This window comes from Pseudomonas sp. GW821-FHT07F05 (genome assembly GCF_059418765.1).
The window spans coordinates 120,265-134,083 of sequence record NZ_JBWKQL010000006.1; the positions used below are offsets into that span (position 1 = coordinate 120,265).

General features: G+C 62.9%; 11 protein-coding genes. 6 read left to right on the forward strand and 5 right to left on the reverse strand.

What is annotated here, in order from left to right; all coding sequences use genetic code 11:
• Window positions 1-10: 10 nt before the first annotated feature.
• Together fahA and hmgA are read right to left on the reverse strand one after the other, a co-directional pair.
• Complete coding sequence (gene fahA, locus AC07RO_RS14905) at window positions 11-1,309, reverse strand: fumarylacetoacetase (RefSeq protein ID WP_495086382.1); 1,299 nt, start codon at window positions 1,307-1,309, stop codon at window positions 11-13.
• On the reverse strand, window positions 1,306-2,622 hold the full coding sequence (gene hmgA, locus AC07RO_RS14910; RefSeq protein ID WP_495086383.1) for a homogentisate 1,2-dioxygenase: 1,317 nt from the start codon (window positions 2,620-2,622) through the stop codon (window positions 1,306-1,308). Before hmgA ends, fahA begins: the two co-directional genes overlap by 4 nt.
• 108 nt (window positions 2,623-2,730) lie before the next feature.
• Here hmgA and AC07RO_RS14915 point away from each other — a divergent pair, with 108 nt between their 5' ends.
• The gene (locus tag AC07RO_RS14915; RefSeq protein WP_495086384.1) at window positions 2,731-3,525 is read left to right on the forward strand and encodes an IclR family transcriptional regulator; all 795 of its coding nucleotides are present in this window, start codon (window positions 2,731-2,733) and stop codon (window positions 3,523-3,525) included.
• 130 nt (window positions 3,526-3,655) lie between these two features.
• Here AC07RO_RS14915 and hppD read toward each other — a convergent pair whose 3' ends face one another.
• The 3 genes from hppD to glcC all read right to left on the reverse strand — a co-directional run bounded on the left by hppD (window position 3,656) and on the right by glcC (window position 6,429).
• Window positions 3,656-4,732 carry a 4-hydroxyphenylpyruvate dioxygenase gene (gene hppD / locus AC07RO_RS14920; RefSeq protein WP_495086385.1) on the reverse strand — a complete coding sequence of 359 codons (1,077 nt, stop codon included), beginning with the start codon at window positions 4,730-4,732 and terminating at the stop codon, window positions 3,656-3,658.
• A gap of 142 nt (window positions 4,733-4,874) precedes the next feature.
• Window positions 4,875-5,507, reverse strand: coding sequence for a maleylacetoacetate isomerase (gene maiA / locus AC07RO_RS14925; RefSeq protein WP_495086386.1), 633 nt, complete (start codon window positions 5,505-5,507; stop codon window positions 4,875-4,877).
• 136 nt (window positions 5,508-5,643) lie between these two features.
• The gene (gene glcC, locus AC07RO_RS14930) at window positions 5,644-6,429 is read right to left on the reverse strand and encodes a transcriptional regulator GlcC (protein WP_282370892.1); all 786 of its coding nucleotides are present in this window, start codon (window positions 6,427-6,429) and stop codon (window positions 5,644-5,646) included.
• A gap of 286 nt (window positions 6,430-6,715) precedes the next feature.
• Here glcC and glcD point away from each other — a divergent pair, with 286 nt between their 5' ends.
• From glcD to AC07RO_RS14955, 5 genes are all read left to right on the forward strand, one after another.
• Window positions 6,716-8,215, forward strand: a complete 1,500-nt coding sequence (gene glcD, locus AC07RO_RS14935; RefSeq protein WP_495086387.1) for a glycolate oxidase subunit GlcD — start codon at window positions 6,716-6,718, stop codon at window positions 8,213-8,215.
• Entirely contained in the window at window positions 8,215-9,312 is a 1,098-nt protein-coding gene (glcE, locus tag AC07RO_RS14940; protein ID WP_495086388.1) for a glycolate oxidase subunit GlcE, read from the forward strand. The genes glcD and glcE overlap by 1 nt, the downstream gene beginning before the upstream one ends.
• A 3-nt stretch (window positions 9,313-9,315) precedes the next feature.
• A complete protein-coding gene (glcF, locus tag AC07RO_RS14945) occupies window positions 9,316-10,539 on the forward strand; it encodes a glycolate oxidase subunit GlcF (protein WP_495086389.1) in 1,224 nt (407 codons plus the stop codon).
• Window positions 10,540-10,605: 66 nt separating this feature from the next.
• Complete coding sequence (locus AC07RO_RS14950; protein WP_122625337.1) at window positions 10,606-11,013, forward strand: heme-binding protein; 408 nt, start codon at window positions 10,606-10,608, stop codon at window positions 11,011-11,013.
• A 58-nt stretch (window positions 11,014-11,071) separates the two neighbouring features.
• Window positions 11,072-13,249, forward strand: a complete 2,178-nt coding sequence (locus AC07RO_RS14955) for a malate synthase G (protein WP_495086390.1) — start codon at window positions 11,072-11,074, stop codon at window positions 13,247-13,249.
• Window positions 13,250-13,819: the final 570 nt, after the last annotated feature.

The window sequence follows — 13,819 nt, forward strand, 5'->3', positions numbered from 1 at the left end:
GGATGCGGCTTTAGCCCACCACCACCCCACGGCATTCGCCAAACCCGATGCTCACTTCGCCTTCCTTGCGGCAGCGCGCTTTGAGGATCACCTCATCGCCGGCCTCCAGAAAGGTTCGCGTCTCGCCGTTGGGCAATTCAACGGCGCGCTTACCGCCCTCGGTCATTTCCAGCAGGCTGCCGAGTTGGCCGGGCTGCGGGCCTGACAAGGTGCCGGTGCCGAACAGATCCCCCGCCTGCAGCTTGCAGCCGTTGACGCTGTGGTGGGCCACCATCTGCGCGACGGTCCAGTACATGTTCAGCGTGTTGCTCAGAGACAGACGCTGGGGCGCGACGCCTTGCTCTCTCATCTGCGCGGTGAGCAGCAGCACTTCCAGCTCGATGTCCAGCGCGCCGCCGGCCTGATCCTGCTCGTCGAACAGATAAGGCATCGGCTGCGGGTCACCCTCGGGGCGCGCCGGTTGAGCCGCGCGAAACGGCGCAAGGGCTTCGGCCGTGACCACCCACGGCGAAATGCTCGTGGCAAAACTCTTCGACAGAAACGGCCCCAGTGGCTGGTACTCCCAGGCTTGCAGGTCGCGAGCCGACCAGTCGTTGAGCAGACAGAAACCGGCGATGTGCTCGCCCGCCTTGCTGATGGCGACAGGCTCGCCCGCCTCGTTGCCCTGCCCGATCCATACGCCCACTTCCAGTTCGTAATCCAGGCGCTTGCTCGGCCCGAAATCCGGTGTCTCGGCACCCGGTTTCAAGGTCTGCCCGCTGGGGCGCTTGACCGGCATCCCGGACACACCCAGGGTCGACGCGCGCCCGTGATAAGCGATGGGCACGTATTTGTAGTTCGGCAGCAGCGGGTTGTCCGGGCGGAACAGCTTGCCGACGTTCATCGCGTGATGAATGCCGACGTAGAAATCGGTGTAGTCGCCCACCTGCGCCGGCATGTGCATCTGGCAGTCAGCCATTGGCACCAGCAGACGGTCGCCCATGGCCTGCAAGCGTTCACGCTGCAGGGTTCTTTCGTCGAGCAGGTGCAGCAATTCATGGCGCAGCGCCTGCCGCGACGAACCGCCCAGGGCGAAAAAGTCGTTCAGTTGCCCGCGGCTGGCGGCCTCCACGGCCACGCGCGCAGCGCCGTTGAACAGGCTGGCCTCAAGGGCCGTTTGCAGGTCGAGAATGAAATCGCCGATGGCAACGCCGCCGCGCTTGCCGAAACCGGGGCGGCTGAACACGCCCAGGGGCAGGTTTTGCAGGGGGAAATCGGGATGGTCGTTGGCGCTGGCAACCCAACTGCGCGGGTGGTGTGAAGTGCTCATCGTTGGCTGTCCGTGTCGAAAGGCTTGAACGTTCTGGCGATGCCATCCCAGCAGGCATCGTAGTCGCTTTGCAACTGTGGGCATTCCAGCGCGTGGTAGCTGGGGCGCAGGACTTTGCCGGTCTCGAACATGAAGGCCATGGTCTGCTCGATCTTGTGCGGCGTGAGTTCAGCGGAGATGGCTTTCTCGGCGCTGGCGTTGTCCGGGCCATGGGCGCTCATGCAATTGTGCAGCGACGCGCCGCCGGGCATGAAACCTGCGGCCTTGGCGTCGTAGGCGCCGTCGATCAGGCCCATGAATTCGTTCATCAGGTTGCGGTGGAACCACGGCGGCCGGAAGGTGTTTTCCGCCACCATCCAGCGCGGCGGGAAGATCACAAAATCGACGTTCGCCTGACCGTTGACAGCACTCGGAGACGTCAGCACGGTGAAGATCGACGGATCGGGGTGGTCGTAACTCACCGTGCCCATGGTGTTGAACAGGCGCAGGTCGTATTTATATGGGACGTTGTTGCCGTGCCACGCAACGACGTCGAAGGGGGAATGACCGAGCGTGGTCGCCCACAGTTCACCGAGGAATTTCTGCACCAGCACAGTGGGCTGCGCGCTGTCTTCAAAGTGTGCGTGGGGCACCTGAAAATCCCGCGGATTGGCCAGGCCGTTGCTGCCAATGGGCCCGAGGTCAGGCAGGCGCAAGGCGCAGCCGTGGTTCTCGCAGATGTAGCCCCGCGCTGTGCCGTCGAGCAGCTCGACGCTGAATTTCAAACCACGGGGGAGCACGGCGATTTCCTGCGGCTCAAGGTCGAGCAGGCCCAGTTCGGTGGTGATGCGCAGCCGGCCCTGCTGGGGGACGATCAGCCACTCGCCGTCGGCGTTGAAGAACGCGCGCCGCATGGAGCGGTTGGCGGTGTAGACGTAAATGCTCACGCCCTCGGCCTGTTCGGCAGACGAGGTGCTAGCCAGCGCGTGCAGGCCATCGATGAAGTCGGTCGGCTCGGCGGGAATGTCGAAGGCATTCCAGCGCAGGCGATTGGGTGTCACAGGGCCTTGCTGTTGACCCGTGATCTGGCGCTCAAGGCGCTGAAAGCGGGGGTGCGCGGCGGACGGTTGAATGCGGTAGAGCCAGGTTCGTCGGGCTTCAGCGCGGGGGACGGTGAATGCGGTCCCGGAAAATTGCTCGGCGTACAGGCCCAGCGGGTGACGTTGCGGCGAGTTCTGCCCGTGGGGCAAACCGCCCGGCATCGCCTCGCTGCTGAATTGATTGCCGAAGCCGCGCTGGTAGCGCAAGGGCTCGGACCGGGGTGTTGTCGACATGACGACCTCTTATTGTTTTTATCGTAAGCGTGTTACGCATAACGTAATTTGAGTTTGAGGAAGGGTCAAGCTATAAAGCAGCCTTTCCAGACCGGGGGCCTCCCTTCCATGACCGACGATTCCACCCCCGCCACTGCGCCGCGCCAGCAGAAAGTCCAGTCGGCTGAAGTCGGCGTCGGCATCCTCAAGGCGTTGGCCGAACTGGCGCCCGCCACGTCACTGTCGAAACTCGCCGAATACGTCGGCATGCCCGCGAGCAAGGTGCATCGCTACCTGCAAGCGCTGGTGGACAGCGGATTTGCCGAGCAGGACCCGGCCAGCAATCATTACCGCCTGGGGCGCTCGGCGTTGCAGGTCGGGCTGGCGGCGCTGAGCCAGCTGGATGTGCTGAAGACGTCCGCGCCGGCATTGATCGCGCTGCGTGACGAACTCAACGAAACCTGCTTTCTGGCGGTGTGGGGCAATAAAGGCCCGACAGTCGTGTATGTCGAACAGTCGCTGGGGGCGGTCACCTTGGTCACACAGATCGGCTCGGTGCTGCCGCTGCTCAGTTCGTCCACCGGGCTGGTGTTCGAGACCTTTCTGTCGCCGACCGAAACCTCGGCGCTGAGAGAGGCGGAATCTGCCACGTTGAACGCGGCGCAGTTGAAGGAGATCAACCGGCACGTCCGCGAAATTCGCAGCACGGGGGTGCATCAGATTCATGGCTTGTTGATGGCTGGCGTCAACGCGGTGTCGTCGCCGGTGTTTGCCATGGGCAACAAGCTGGTGGGTGTGGTGACAGTGGTGGGTTCAGCGTCGGTGTTTACCGATCAGCGCCAGGCCCTCGCCGCGCAAAAACTGCTGCAGAAGGCCCAGGCGATCAGCGCGCGGATGGGTGGGGAAATGCCGCAGGATCAGTAGCACCGCTCGCATCGAGTAGGACCGGCTTTAGCCGGGAAGGCGTCGGCAGCCACACCACACAACTGATGGTGTTCAGACTGCCCTCTTCCCGGCTGAAGCCGGTCCCACTAACAGCGCGCGTGCACCTACTTCAATCCACCGCCAACACCCCGCGTCGCACTTGATCCCGCTCGATCGATTCAAACAGCGCCTTGAAGTTGCCCTCGCCGAATCCATCGTCGCCCTTGCGCTGGATGAATTCGAAGAACACCGGCCCCATCAGGGTTTCCGAGAAGATCTGCAGCAGCAGGCGCTTGTTTCCGCCGTCGGAGTTGCCGTCCAGCAGAATCCCCCGCGCCTTCAGCTCGTGCTCCGGTTCGCCATGGTTAGGCAGCCGGCCTTCGAGTATTTCGTAATAGGTGTCCGGCGGCGGGGTCATGAAGCGCATGCCCAGCGCCTTGAGCCGGTCCCAGGTGTCGATGAGGTTTTCGGTGAAGAACGCGACGTGCTGAATGCCTTCGCCGTTGAACTTCATCAAAAATTCTTCGATCTGCCCGGCGCCCTTGGACGATTCCTCGTTCAGCGGAATGCGGATCATGCCGTCCGGTGCAGTCATCGCCTTCGAGGTCAGGCCGGTGTACTCGCCCTTGATGTCGAAATAGCGCAGCTCGCGGAAGTTGAACAGCTTCTCGTAGAAGTTCGCCCAATACGCCATCCGCCCGCGATAGACGTTGTGGGTCAGGTGATCGATGAATTGCAGGCCGGCGCCCTTGGGGTGGCGGTCGACGCCTTCGAGGTACACGAAGTCGATGTCGTAGATCGAGGTGCCTTCACCGAAACGGTCGATCAGGTACAACGGCGCGCCGCCAATCCCCTTGATGGCCGGCAGGCGCAGTTCCATGGGCCCGGTGCCGATCTCGACAGGCTGGGCGCCCAGTTCCAGCGCGCGCTTGTAGGCCCGTTGCGAATCCTTGACCCGGAAGGCCATGCCGCACACCGAAGGACCGTGCTCCGCAGCGAAGTAGGACGCTTCACTGTTGGGCTCGTTGTTGAGGATGATGTTGATTGCGCCCTGGCGGTACAGCGATACGTTCTTCGAGCGGTGTTGGGCGACTTTGGTGAAGCCCATGATCTGGAACACCGGCTCCAGCACGTTCGGGGTGGGCGAGGCGAATTCGATGAATTCAAAGCCCATCAGGCCCATCGGGTTTTCGTAGAGATCAGTCACGGTCTTGCTCCTGCTAAATAGTGAGAGGCACAGCGGCTCGGATCACGATTCAGCGGGTGGCGCGCAGGAAATCCCCCGCACGCTGCGGGCGAGGAAGTCGCCGAAGATCAGTTGCAGACCGAAGCTTTTCATGTGGGAAAGATTACTCCGGCTTGTCCGATTGCGCATCGGGATGGGCGGACTGAAACGCCGGATGCTGCAACGCCAGCCCTTCGACCCGGCAAATACGCGGGTACGGGCTCATGTCGACGTTGAAGCGCCGCGCCGCATACACCTGAGGCAGCAGGTACACATCGGCCAGGCCAACCGCGCCAAAACAAAATCCGGTATCGCCAATCAGGGCTTCCACGGCGGCGAAACCTTGGTTGATCCAGTGGCCGATCCACGCCGTCACATCGCCTTCGTCATGGCCCATGCCGCGCAGACGATTGAGCACCGCGACGTTGTGCAGCGGGTGAATGTCGCAACCGATCAGGGCGGCAATCTGCCGATGGCGCGCGCGGTCGAGCAGCGCGCCGGGGAGCAATGCAGGTTCCGGGGAGAATTCTTCGAGGTATTCGATGATCGCCATGGACTGGATGATCACTTCACCGTCGTCCAGCTTCAGGGCGGGAACGCGGCCCTGGGGGTTGATCGCCAGGTAGTCGGGCTGGTGATGTTCGCCGCCGTCGCGGATCAGGTTGACCGGAATGGCGTTGAATGCGAGTCCTTTCAGCGCCAGGGCAATGCGCACCCGGTAGCTGGAGGTCGATCGGTAGTAGGTGAAAAGATCCACGGGAATGGCCTGTTATTGTTGTTTTGGTTTTTCACTACGGCGTAAGCGGCTTACGCAATGCGTAAACTGCGGCAATGGGTGAGGTCTGTCAAGCGAAGGTCCTATCAAGCGGAGCTGCAGGCAAAGCTCCGGTGACTCAAGCCCAACCCTCCAGCCGCAACGTGGCGCGCACCAGCCGTTGCTCTTCGCTCTCGATCTCCCGCAGGTTGTCGCAGATGTTCTGGATGTGCGCCACAGCGGCCTTGCGCGCCTGCTCGGGCAATCGCCCGGTCACCGCGTTATAGAGACGGGCGTGATGGCGGTCGATCTGCCGTTTCTGCGCGTCGCGGTGATAGAGGTTGTTGACCGAGGCGAATACCGTGTTCAGCAGCAGATCTGTCAACGAACGCAAGGTCTGCACCAGCACCGGGTTGTGGGACGCCTCGCAGATGGCCAGGTGAAACGCATGGTCGAGCCGCGCGTGTTCGGACGCAGGCAAGGGGTGGTCATGGCCGGCAACCAAAGCGTCGTAGGCCCGGGTGATCAGAACAAAATCCGCGTCGGTGCCGCGCAGCGCCGCCAGCCGCGCGGACTCCCCTTCCAGCAGGCTGCGCACTTCAAACAGGTCGTACAGCGTGCGGGGCTGGGAAGCGAACAGGTGCATCAGCGGTGAATTGGCGGTCAGCCCCAGCCCCCCCATTTGCGCGACGAACGAGCCCTTGCCCTGACGGGTTTCGATGATGCCCCTGGCGCGCAGCAGCTGCAGCCCTTCGCGCAGCGCAGTGCGCGACACCCCCAGCTTTTCGGTCAACCGCCGTTCGGAAGGCAACAGCTGACCGACCTTGAGCACACCGTCGACGATCAGCCGCTCGATGCGCTCGCTGACGACATCGGCGACCTGCTGCGGGCGTTTGGTGTGGGACTGGGCCTGAGTGATTTCCATGGGTCGGACCTGCTTCGTTGCGTTGGATGAGTGGGCGTTTATTGCTTGCCCTCACTGGTATGACCATGGAGGGCGGTAAAAACCACAAGAATGGACGTGAGATCTATCTCACTGATAAAAAAGTCTTTTTGCCGTTTATTTGATTCAGCCGTATCACGAAACTGGTTCGACCACTGCTCCACCCGGTAGACACTAAGCCCGGCTGAGCCAATGATGCAAGCCAGCCTTTCACGTTCCGTCACGGAACGGGCCTCCAATAAAAACAAGACAGGGTTGCGAACCCATCATGAATATCCTGTACGACGAACGCGTCGACGGCGTGCTGCCGGTCATCGACAAACAACAGCTGCTCCAAGCGCTGCAATCCCGCCTGCCTGATCTGGACATCCTCCACCGCGAGGAAGAACTGCGCCCGTATGAATGCGACGGCCTCTCCGCCTACCGTACGACGCCGATGCTGGTGGTGCTGCCCCAGCGCATCGAGCAGGTGCAGACGCTGCTGAAGGTCTGCCATGAGCGCGGCGTGCCGGTGGTGGCGCGGGGTGCCGGGACCGGACTGTCCGGCGGCGCCCTGCCCCTGGAAAAAGGCGTGCTGCTGGTGATGGCGCGCTTCAACAAAATCCTCCACATCGACCCCGCCGGGCGTTACGCCCGCGTGCAACCCGGTGTGCGCAACCTGGCCATTTCCCAGGCCGCAGCGCCTTACGACCTTTATTACGCGCCAGACCCCTCCTCGCAAATTGCCTGTTCCATCGGCGGCAACGTCGCGGAGAACGCTGGCGGCGTGCATTGCCTGAAATACGGCCTGACCGTGCACAACCTGCTCAAGGTCGACATCCTCACGGTCGAGGGCGAGCACATGGTGTTGGGCTCCGACGCACTGGACTCGCCAGGCTTCGATCTGTTGGCGCTGTTTACCGGCTCCGAAGGCATGCTCGGCGTGATCACTGAAGTGACGGTCAAACTATTGCCCAAACCGCAGGTGGCGAGGGTGTTGCTGGCCGCCTTTGACTCGGTGGAAAAAGCCGGTCGCGCGGTCGGCGACATCATCGCCGAAGGCATCATCCCCGGCGGCCTGGAAATGATGGACAACCTCGCCATTCGCGCCGCTGAAGACTTCATTCACGCCGGCTACCCGGTGGACGCCGAAGCCATTCTGCTGTGCGAACTCGATGGCGTGGAAGCCGACGTGCACGCCGATTGCGACCGGGTTCGCGCGGTGCTGGAAAACGCCGGCGCGACCGAGATACGCCAGGCGAAGGACGAGGCCGAACGCGTGCGTTTCTGGGCCGGGCGCAAGAACGCCTTCCCGGCAGTCGGTCGGCTGTCGCCGGATTACTACTGCATGGACGGCACCATCCCGCGTCGGGAATTGCCGGGCGTGCTGAGGGGTATTTCCGCGCTGTCGGAAGAATACGGCCTGCGCGTCGCCAACGTTTTCCACGCCGGCGACGGCAACATGCACCCGCTGATCCTCTTCGATGCCAACCAACCCGGTGAGCTCGATCGCGCCGAAGCGCTGGGCGGAAAGATTCTGGAGCTGTGCGTGAAAGTGGGCGGCAGCATCACCGGCGAGCACGGCGTGGGCCGCGAGAAGATCAATCAGATGTGTGCGCAATTCAACAGTGACGAGCTGACGTTGTTTCACGCCGTAAAAGCCGCGTTCGACCCGGCCGGCACCCTCAACCCCGGCAAGAACATCCCGACCCTGCACCGCTGCGCCGAGTTCGGTGCCATGCACGTGCACATGGGCAAGCTGCCCTTCCCTGAACTGGAGCGTTTCTGATGGATGCCCAACGTCAGCCAGCCTTCGTGGCCCAGGACCGCGATGCCAGCGATGCGCTGCTGGAACAGGTCAATCAGGCGATTCAGTCCGCCCTGCCGCTGCGGATTCAAGGCGCCAACAGCAAGGCATTCCTTGGTCGCGAGGTGGCGGGTGAAGTGCTGGATACGCGCAGCCACAAGGGCATCGTCACTTACGACCCGACCGAACTGGTGATCACCGCCCGCGCCGGCACGCCGTTGTCGGTGCTGAACGCCGCGCTGGAAGAAGCCGGTCAGATGCTGCCCTGCGAGCCGCCCAGCTACAGCGACAGCAGCGCAGGCGATGGCACCGTGGGCGGGATGGTCGCGGCAGGCTTGTCCGGGCCCCGCCGGCCATGGTCAGGCTCGGTGCGTGACTTCGTGCTGGGCACGCGGGTGATCACCGGCCTGGGCAAGCACTTGCGCTTCGGCGGCGAGGTGATGAAAAACGTTGCCGGCTACGACCTGTCGCGCCTGATGGCCGGGAGTTTTGGTTGCCTGGGCCTGATCACCGAAGTCTCGTTGAAAGTCCTGCCCAAGCCGCGACTGTGCACCAGCATCGCCCTGGAAATGGACAGCGCCACCGCCCTCGCCCGCCTGGCGCAATGGGGTCAGGAGCCGCTGCCGATCAGCGCCGCCAGCCACGACGGCCGCGTGCTGCGTTTGCGTCTTGAAGGCGGCCAAGGTTCGGTCGCGGCGGCTCATGACCGCCTGGGCGGCGAATCCATCGACCCGGCTTACTGGCGCGAATTGAACGAACACCGTCTGGATTTCTTCACCGATGGCCGTCCGTTGTGGCGCCTGTCATTGCCTGTCAGCACCGCTGAGCTGGACCTGCCGGGGGAGCAATTGATCGACTGGGCCGGTGCGCAACGCTGGCTCAAATCCGACGCCAGCGGCAGCGAGATTCGTCGCATCGTCAGCGCCGCAGGCGGCCACGCCACCTGCTACAGCCACGGCCTCGACGACAGCCCGTTTCAGCCGTTGGCCACGCCATTGCTGCGCTACCACCGCCAGCTCAAGGCACAACTCGATCCGCACGGAATTTTCAATCCGGGCCGAATGTACGCGGAGATCTGAACCATGCAGACGACCCTGAGCGAACACGCTAGAAGCCTGCCCCGTGGCGAAGAAGCGGAAAGCATTCTGCGCAGCTGCGTGCACTGCGGTTTCTGCAACGCCACCTGCCCGACCTATCAGTTGCTCGGCGACGAGCTGGATGGCCCGCGCGGGCGCATTTATTTAATCAAGCAGGTGCTGGAAGGCAAGGAAGTCACCGAGAAAACCCAGCTGCACCTGGACCGCTGCCTGTCCTGCCGCAATTGTGAGACCACCTGCCCTTCCGGGGTCGATTACCACAACCTGCTGGACATTGGCCGGGAGGTGGTCGACGCCGCCGTGCCGCGCCCACTGGGCCAACAGTTGCTGCGCGACAGCCTGCGCGCCGTGGTCCCCAATGCCGGTCTGTTCAAGTCGCTGACCCAGTTGGGCAACTCCTTCAGGCCACTGCTGCCGGTTGCGCTGAGGACCAAGCTGCCGGGCAACATTCGTCCCGCCAAGGCTCGGCCGACCCGGCAGCACGCGCGGCAAATGTTGATTCTCGAAGGCTGCGTGCAACCCGGTTTGTCGCCCAACACCAATGCGGCCACGGCGCGAGTGCTGGATCGACTGGGCATCAGCGTCACGTCCATCGCCCAGGCCGGTTGCTGCGGCGCCGTGGATTACCACTTGAATGCGCAGGAACAAGGCCTGCAGCGGGCGCGGCGGAATATCGATGCGTGGTGGCCCAGCATTCAAGCCGGTGCCGAAGCCATCGTCCAGACGGCCAGCGGCTGCGGCGCCTTCGTTAAAGACTACGGCCACCTGCTGCGCAACGACCCGGCTTACGCCCAAAAAGCAGCCGCCATCAGCGAACGCACCAGGGACCTGGTCGAAGTGCTGCGCGCCGAACCCCTGGAGCAGCTCGGCGGTTGCACGCGCCAGACCCTGGCCTTCCATTGCCCGTGTACGCTGCAGCACGCGCAGAAACTTGGCGGCGCCGTTGAGTCGGTGTTGACCCGACTGGGCTTCAATCTCACACCGGTGCCCGACAGTCACTTATGCTGCGGCTCGGCCGGCACCTATTCGATCACCCAGCCGGTGCTGGCGAAACAGCTGCGGGACAACAAGATGAACGCGCTGGAAAGCGGCAACCCGGACGTGATCGCGACGGCCAACATTGGCTGTCAGACCCATCTGGCCAGCGCCAACCGCACGCCGGTCAAACACTGGATCGAACTCATCGAGGACGCCCTGCCTCCAAGTTGATTGCAGGCGCACTGGCTCCGTATCAGACCGACACGCATGACACCCTTTGCCCTTCAGGAGAACTGCATGAAAACCAAATCCGTACTGACCCAGACCGAAGTCACCCAGATCCTCGCCGCGGCCCGCACCGAGGCGCAGAACAACGGCTGGGCAGTGTCCATCGCCGTCACCGATGACGGCGGTCACCTGCTGGGCTTCGAGCGCCTCGACGGCTGCGCGCCCATCGGTGGCTACATCGCCATCGAAAAAGCCCGCACCTCGGCGCTGGGTCGTCGCGAATCCAAGGGTTATGAGGAAATGGTAAACGGCGGGCGCACCGCATTCGTGACCGCCCCGCTGCTGACTTCGCTGGAAGGTGGCGTGCCGGTGATCATCGACGGCCAGACCATCGGCGCGGTGGGCGTGTCCGGGGTGAAAGCCGATCAGGATGCGCAAGTGGCCAAGGCCGGGGTTGCGGCGGTAAGCGCGCAGTAACGTCCGCAGCGATCGCCTGCAGCAATGCTGCAAACCCAATTCATGATGGAGACCCCAGATGACCGAGTTCGTCAATTGCCACAACCTCAAGGTGGCGGCCAACCTCAAGCGTTTCGTCGACGAGGAGGTGATCCCCGGGACAGGCCTGACCCCGGAACTGTTCTGGGCCGATTTCGATTCGCTGGTCCACGACCTCGCCCCGGTCAACCGCGAGCTGCTGAAAGAGCGTGACCGCATACAGGCTCAGTTGGACAAGTGGCACAAGTCCAATCCCGGCCCGGTCACCGACATGCCGGCGTACATCGCGTTTCTCGACAGCATCGGCTATCTCAAGCAGGTGCCGGCGCAGGTTCAGGTGTCCACCCACAAAGTGGACATCGAAGTCAGCGAACAGGCCGGTCCGCAACTGGTGGTGCCCGCTGCCAACGCCCGTTACGCCCTGAACGCCGCCAATGCGCGCTGGGGTTCGCTGTACGACGCGCTCTACGGCACCGATGCCATTTCCTCGGCCAACGGCGCCGAAATCAAGGCCGGGTACAACCCGCTGCGTGGCGAGAAAGTCATCGCCTTCGCCCGCGCCCTGCTCGATGAAGCCGCGCCCCTGGCGTCGGGTTCCCACGTCGGCGCCAAGGCCTACGCGGTGGACAGCGGCGAATTGCTGGTCACCCTGGCGGACGGCAGCCAGTCGCGCCTTGCCCAGCCCGAGAAATACGTCGGCTATCAAGGCGAGCCGCGCCAGCCGAATGCAATCCTGCTGAAGAACAACGGCCTGCACATCGACATTCAGATCGACCCCGCCAGCCCGATTGGTGGCACTGATCCGGCCGGGATCAAGGACTTGCTGCTGGAAGCGGCGCTGTCGACCATCATCGACTGCGAAGACTCGGTCGCCGCCGTGGATGCCGACGACAAGCTGGTGATCTACCGCAACTGGCTGGGGTTGATGAAGGGCGACCTGACCGAAGCCCTGGTCAAGAACGGCAAGACCATCACCCGTCGCCTTAACGCCGACCGCCAGTACACCGCCGCCGACGGCAACGCGATCACCCTGCACGGGCGCTCGCTGTTGTTCATCCGCAACGTGGGTCACCTGATGACCAACCCGGCGATTCTCTACGACGGCAACAAGGAAATCCCCGAAGGCATTCTCGACGGCGTCATCACCAGCCTGATCGCCCTGCACGACCTGCATAACCGCACCAACTCCCGCGCCGGCAGCGTGTACATCGTCAAACCGAAGATGCACGGCCCGGACGAAGTGGCGTTCGCCGACACGCTGTTCAGCCGCATCGAAGATGCGCTGAAGATCCCGCGCAACACCCTGAAGATGGGGATCATGGACGAGGAGCGGCGCACCAGCGTCAACCTCAAGGCGTGCATCGAAGCGGCATCGTCGCGGGTGGCGTTCATCAACACCGGCTTTCTCGACCGCACCGGCGACGAAATGCACAGCTCGATGGAAGCCGGGCCGATGCTGCGCAAGGGCGACATGAAAGCCACGCCGTGGATCAAGGCGTATGAGCGCAACAACGTGCTGGTCGGCCTAGCGTGCGGGCTACGCGGTCGTGCGCAGATCGGCAAGGGTATGTGGGCGATGCCGGACTTGATGGCCGACATGCTGGAGCAGAAGATCGCGCACCCGAAAGCCGGCGCGACCACGGCGTGGGTGCCCTCGCCGACGGCGGCCACCTTGCACGCGCTGCACTACCACAAGGTGGATGTGAAGGCGGTGCAGCAGGAACTGGAACAGGTTGATCTGGACAGCATCAGCGAAGACATTCTGCTGGACCTGCTGAGCATTCCCGTCGTCGAAAAGGCGGAATGGAACGAGGATCAGATTCGCGAAGAAGTGGAGAACAACGCCCAGGGGCTGCTGGGTTATGTGGTGCGCTGGGTGGAGCAAGGCGTTGGCTGCTCCAAGGTGCCGGACATCCACAACGTCGGCCTGATGGAAGACCGCGCGACGTTGCGCATTTCCAGTCAGCACATCGCCAACTGGCTGCGCCACGGCGTGATCTCCGAAGACTATGTGAAAGACGCTTTGAAACGTATGGCGAAGGTGGTCGACCGGCAAAACGCCGGGGATTCGGCTTACACGCCGATGGCCGGCAATTTCGAGAAGTCAGTGGCCTTTCAGGCCGCCAGCGCACTGGTGTTCAAAGGTCGTGAGCAGCCGAGCGGCTACACCGAACCGTTGCTGCACGAGTTCCGGTTGGCGTTCAAGAAGGAGCATTGATCGAGCGGAAGCGCTGGGGATTGAAGTGGGGGTGACTTGCTCACGAATGGGGTGGGTCAGCAGCACTCAGGCTGGCTGACAGATTGCCTTCGCGAGCAAGCTCGCTCCCACAGGTTCAGCGTCTGACGCAAGCTTTGCGGTGGATGGAGGAATTGTGGGAGTGGGCTTGCTCACGATGTAGGGGCCAGTCGAGCCCATGCATCTCTAGCGGCTGGAATTCAGCATTCGCGAGCAAGCTCACCCCTACAGAATGGTGGGCTGGCATGAGATCTCGACCCGTGCAGAAAACCTGTGGGAGTGAGCTTGCTCACGAAAGGGCCAGTGCAGCCCATGCATCTCTAGCGGCTGGAAGTCAGCATTCGCGAGCAAGCTCACTCCTACAGAATGGTGGGCTGGCATGAGATCTCGACCCGTGCAGAAAACCTGTGGGAGTGAGCTTGCTCACGAAGGGGCCAGTCGAGCCCATGCATCTCTAGTGGCTGGAATTCAGCATTCGCGAGCAAGCTCATTCCTACAGGATCAGCGTCTGACTTTGGTTCGGGGTGGATGAAGGACTTGTGGAAATGAGCG

Coding starts and splice junctions, on each gene's coding strand:
- fahA (WP_495086382.1), bottom strand. CDS start 1,309: ATGAGCACTTCACACCACCCGCGCAGTTGGGTTGCCAGCGCCAACGAC.
- hmgA (WP_495086383.1), bottom strand. CDS start 2,622: ATGTCGACAACACCCCGGTCCGAGCCCTTGCGCTACCAGCGCGGCTTC.
- AC07RO_RS14915 (WP_495086384.1), top strand. CDS start 2,731: ATGACCGACGATTCCACCCCCGCCACTGCGCCGCGCCAGCAGAAAGTC.
- glcC (WP_282370892.1), bottom strand. CDS start 6,429: ATGGAAATCACTCAGGCCCAGTCCCACACCAAACGCCCGCAGCAGGTC.
- glcD (WP_495086387.1), top strand. CDS start 6,716: ATGAATATCCTGTACGACGAACGCGTCGACGGCGTGCTGCCGGTCATC.
- glcE (WP_495086388.1), top strand. CDS start 8,215: ATGGATGCCCAACGTCAGCCAGCCTTCGTGGCCCAGGACCGCGATGCC.
- glcF (WP_495086389.1), top strand. CDS start 9,316: ATGCAGACGACCCTGAGCGAACACGCTAGAAGCCTGCCCCGTGGCGAA.
- AC07RO_RS14950 (WP_122625337.1), top strand. CDS start 10,606: ATGAAAACCAAATCCGTACTGACCCAGACCGAAGTCACCCAGATCCTC.
- AC07RO_RS14955 (WP_495086390.1), top strand. CDS start 11,072: ATGACCGAGTTCGTCAATTGCCACAACCTCAAGGTGGCGGCCAACCTC.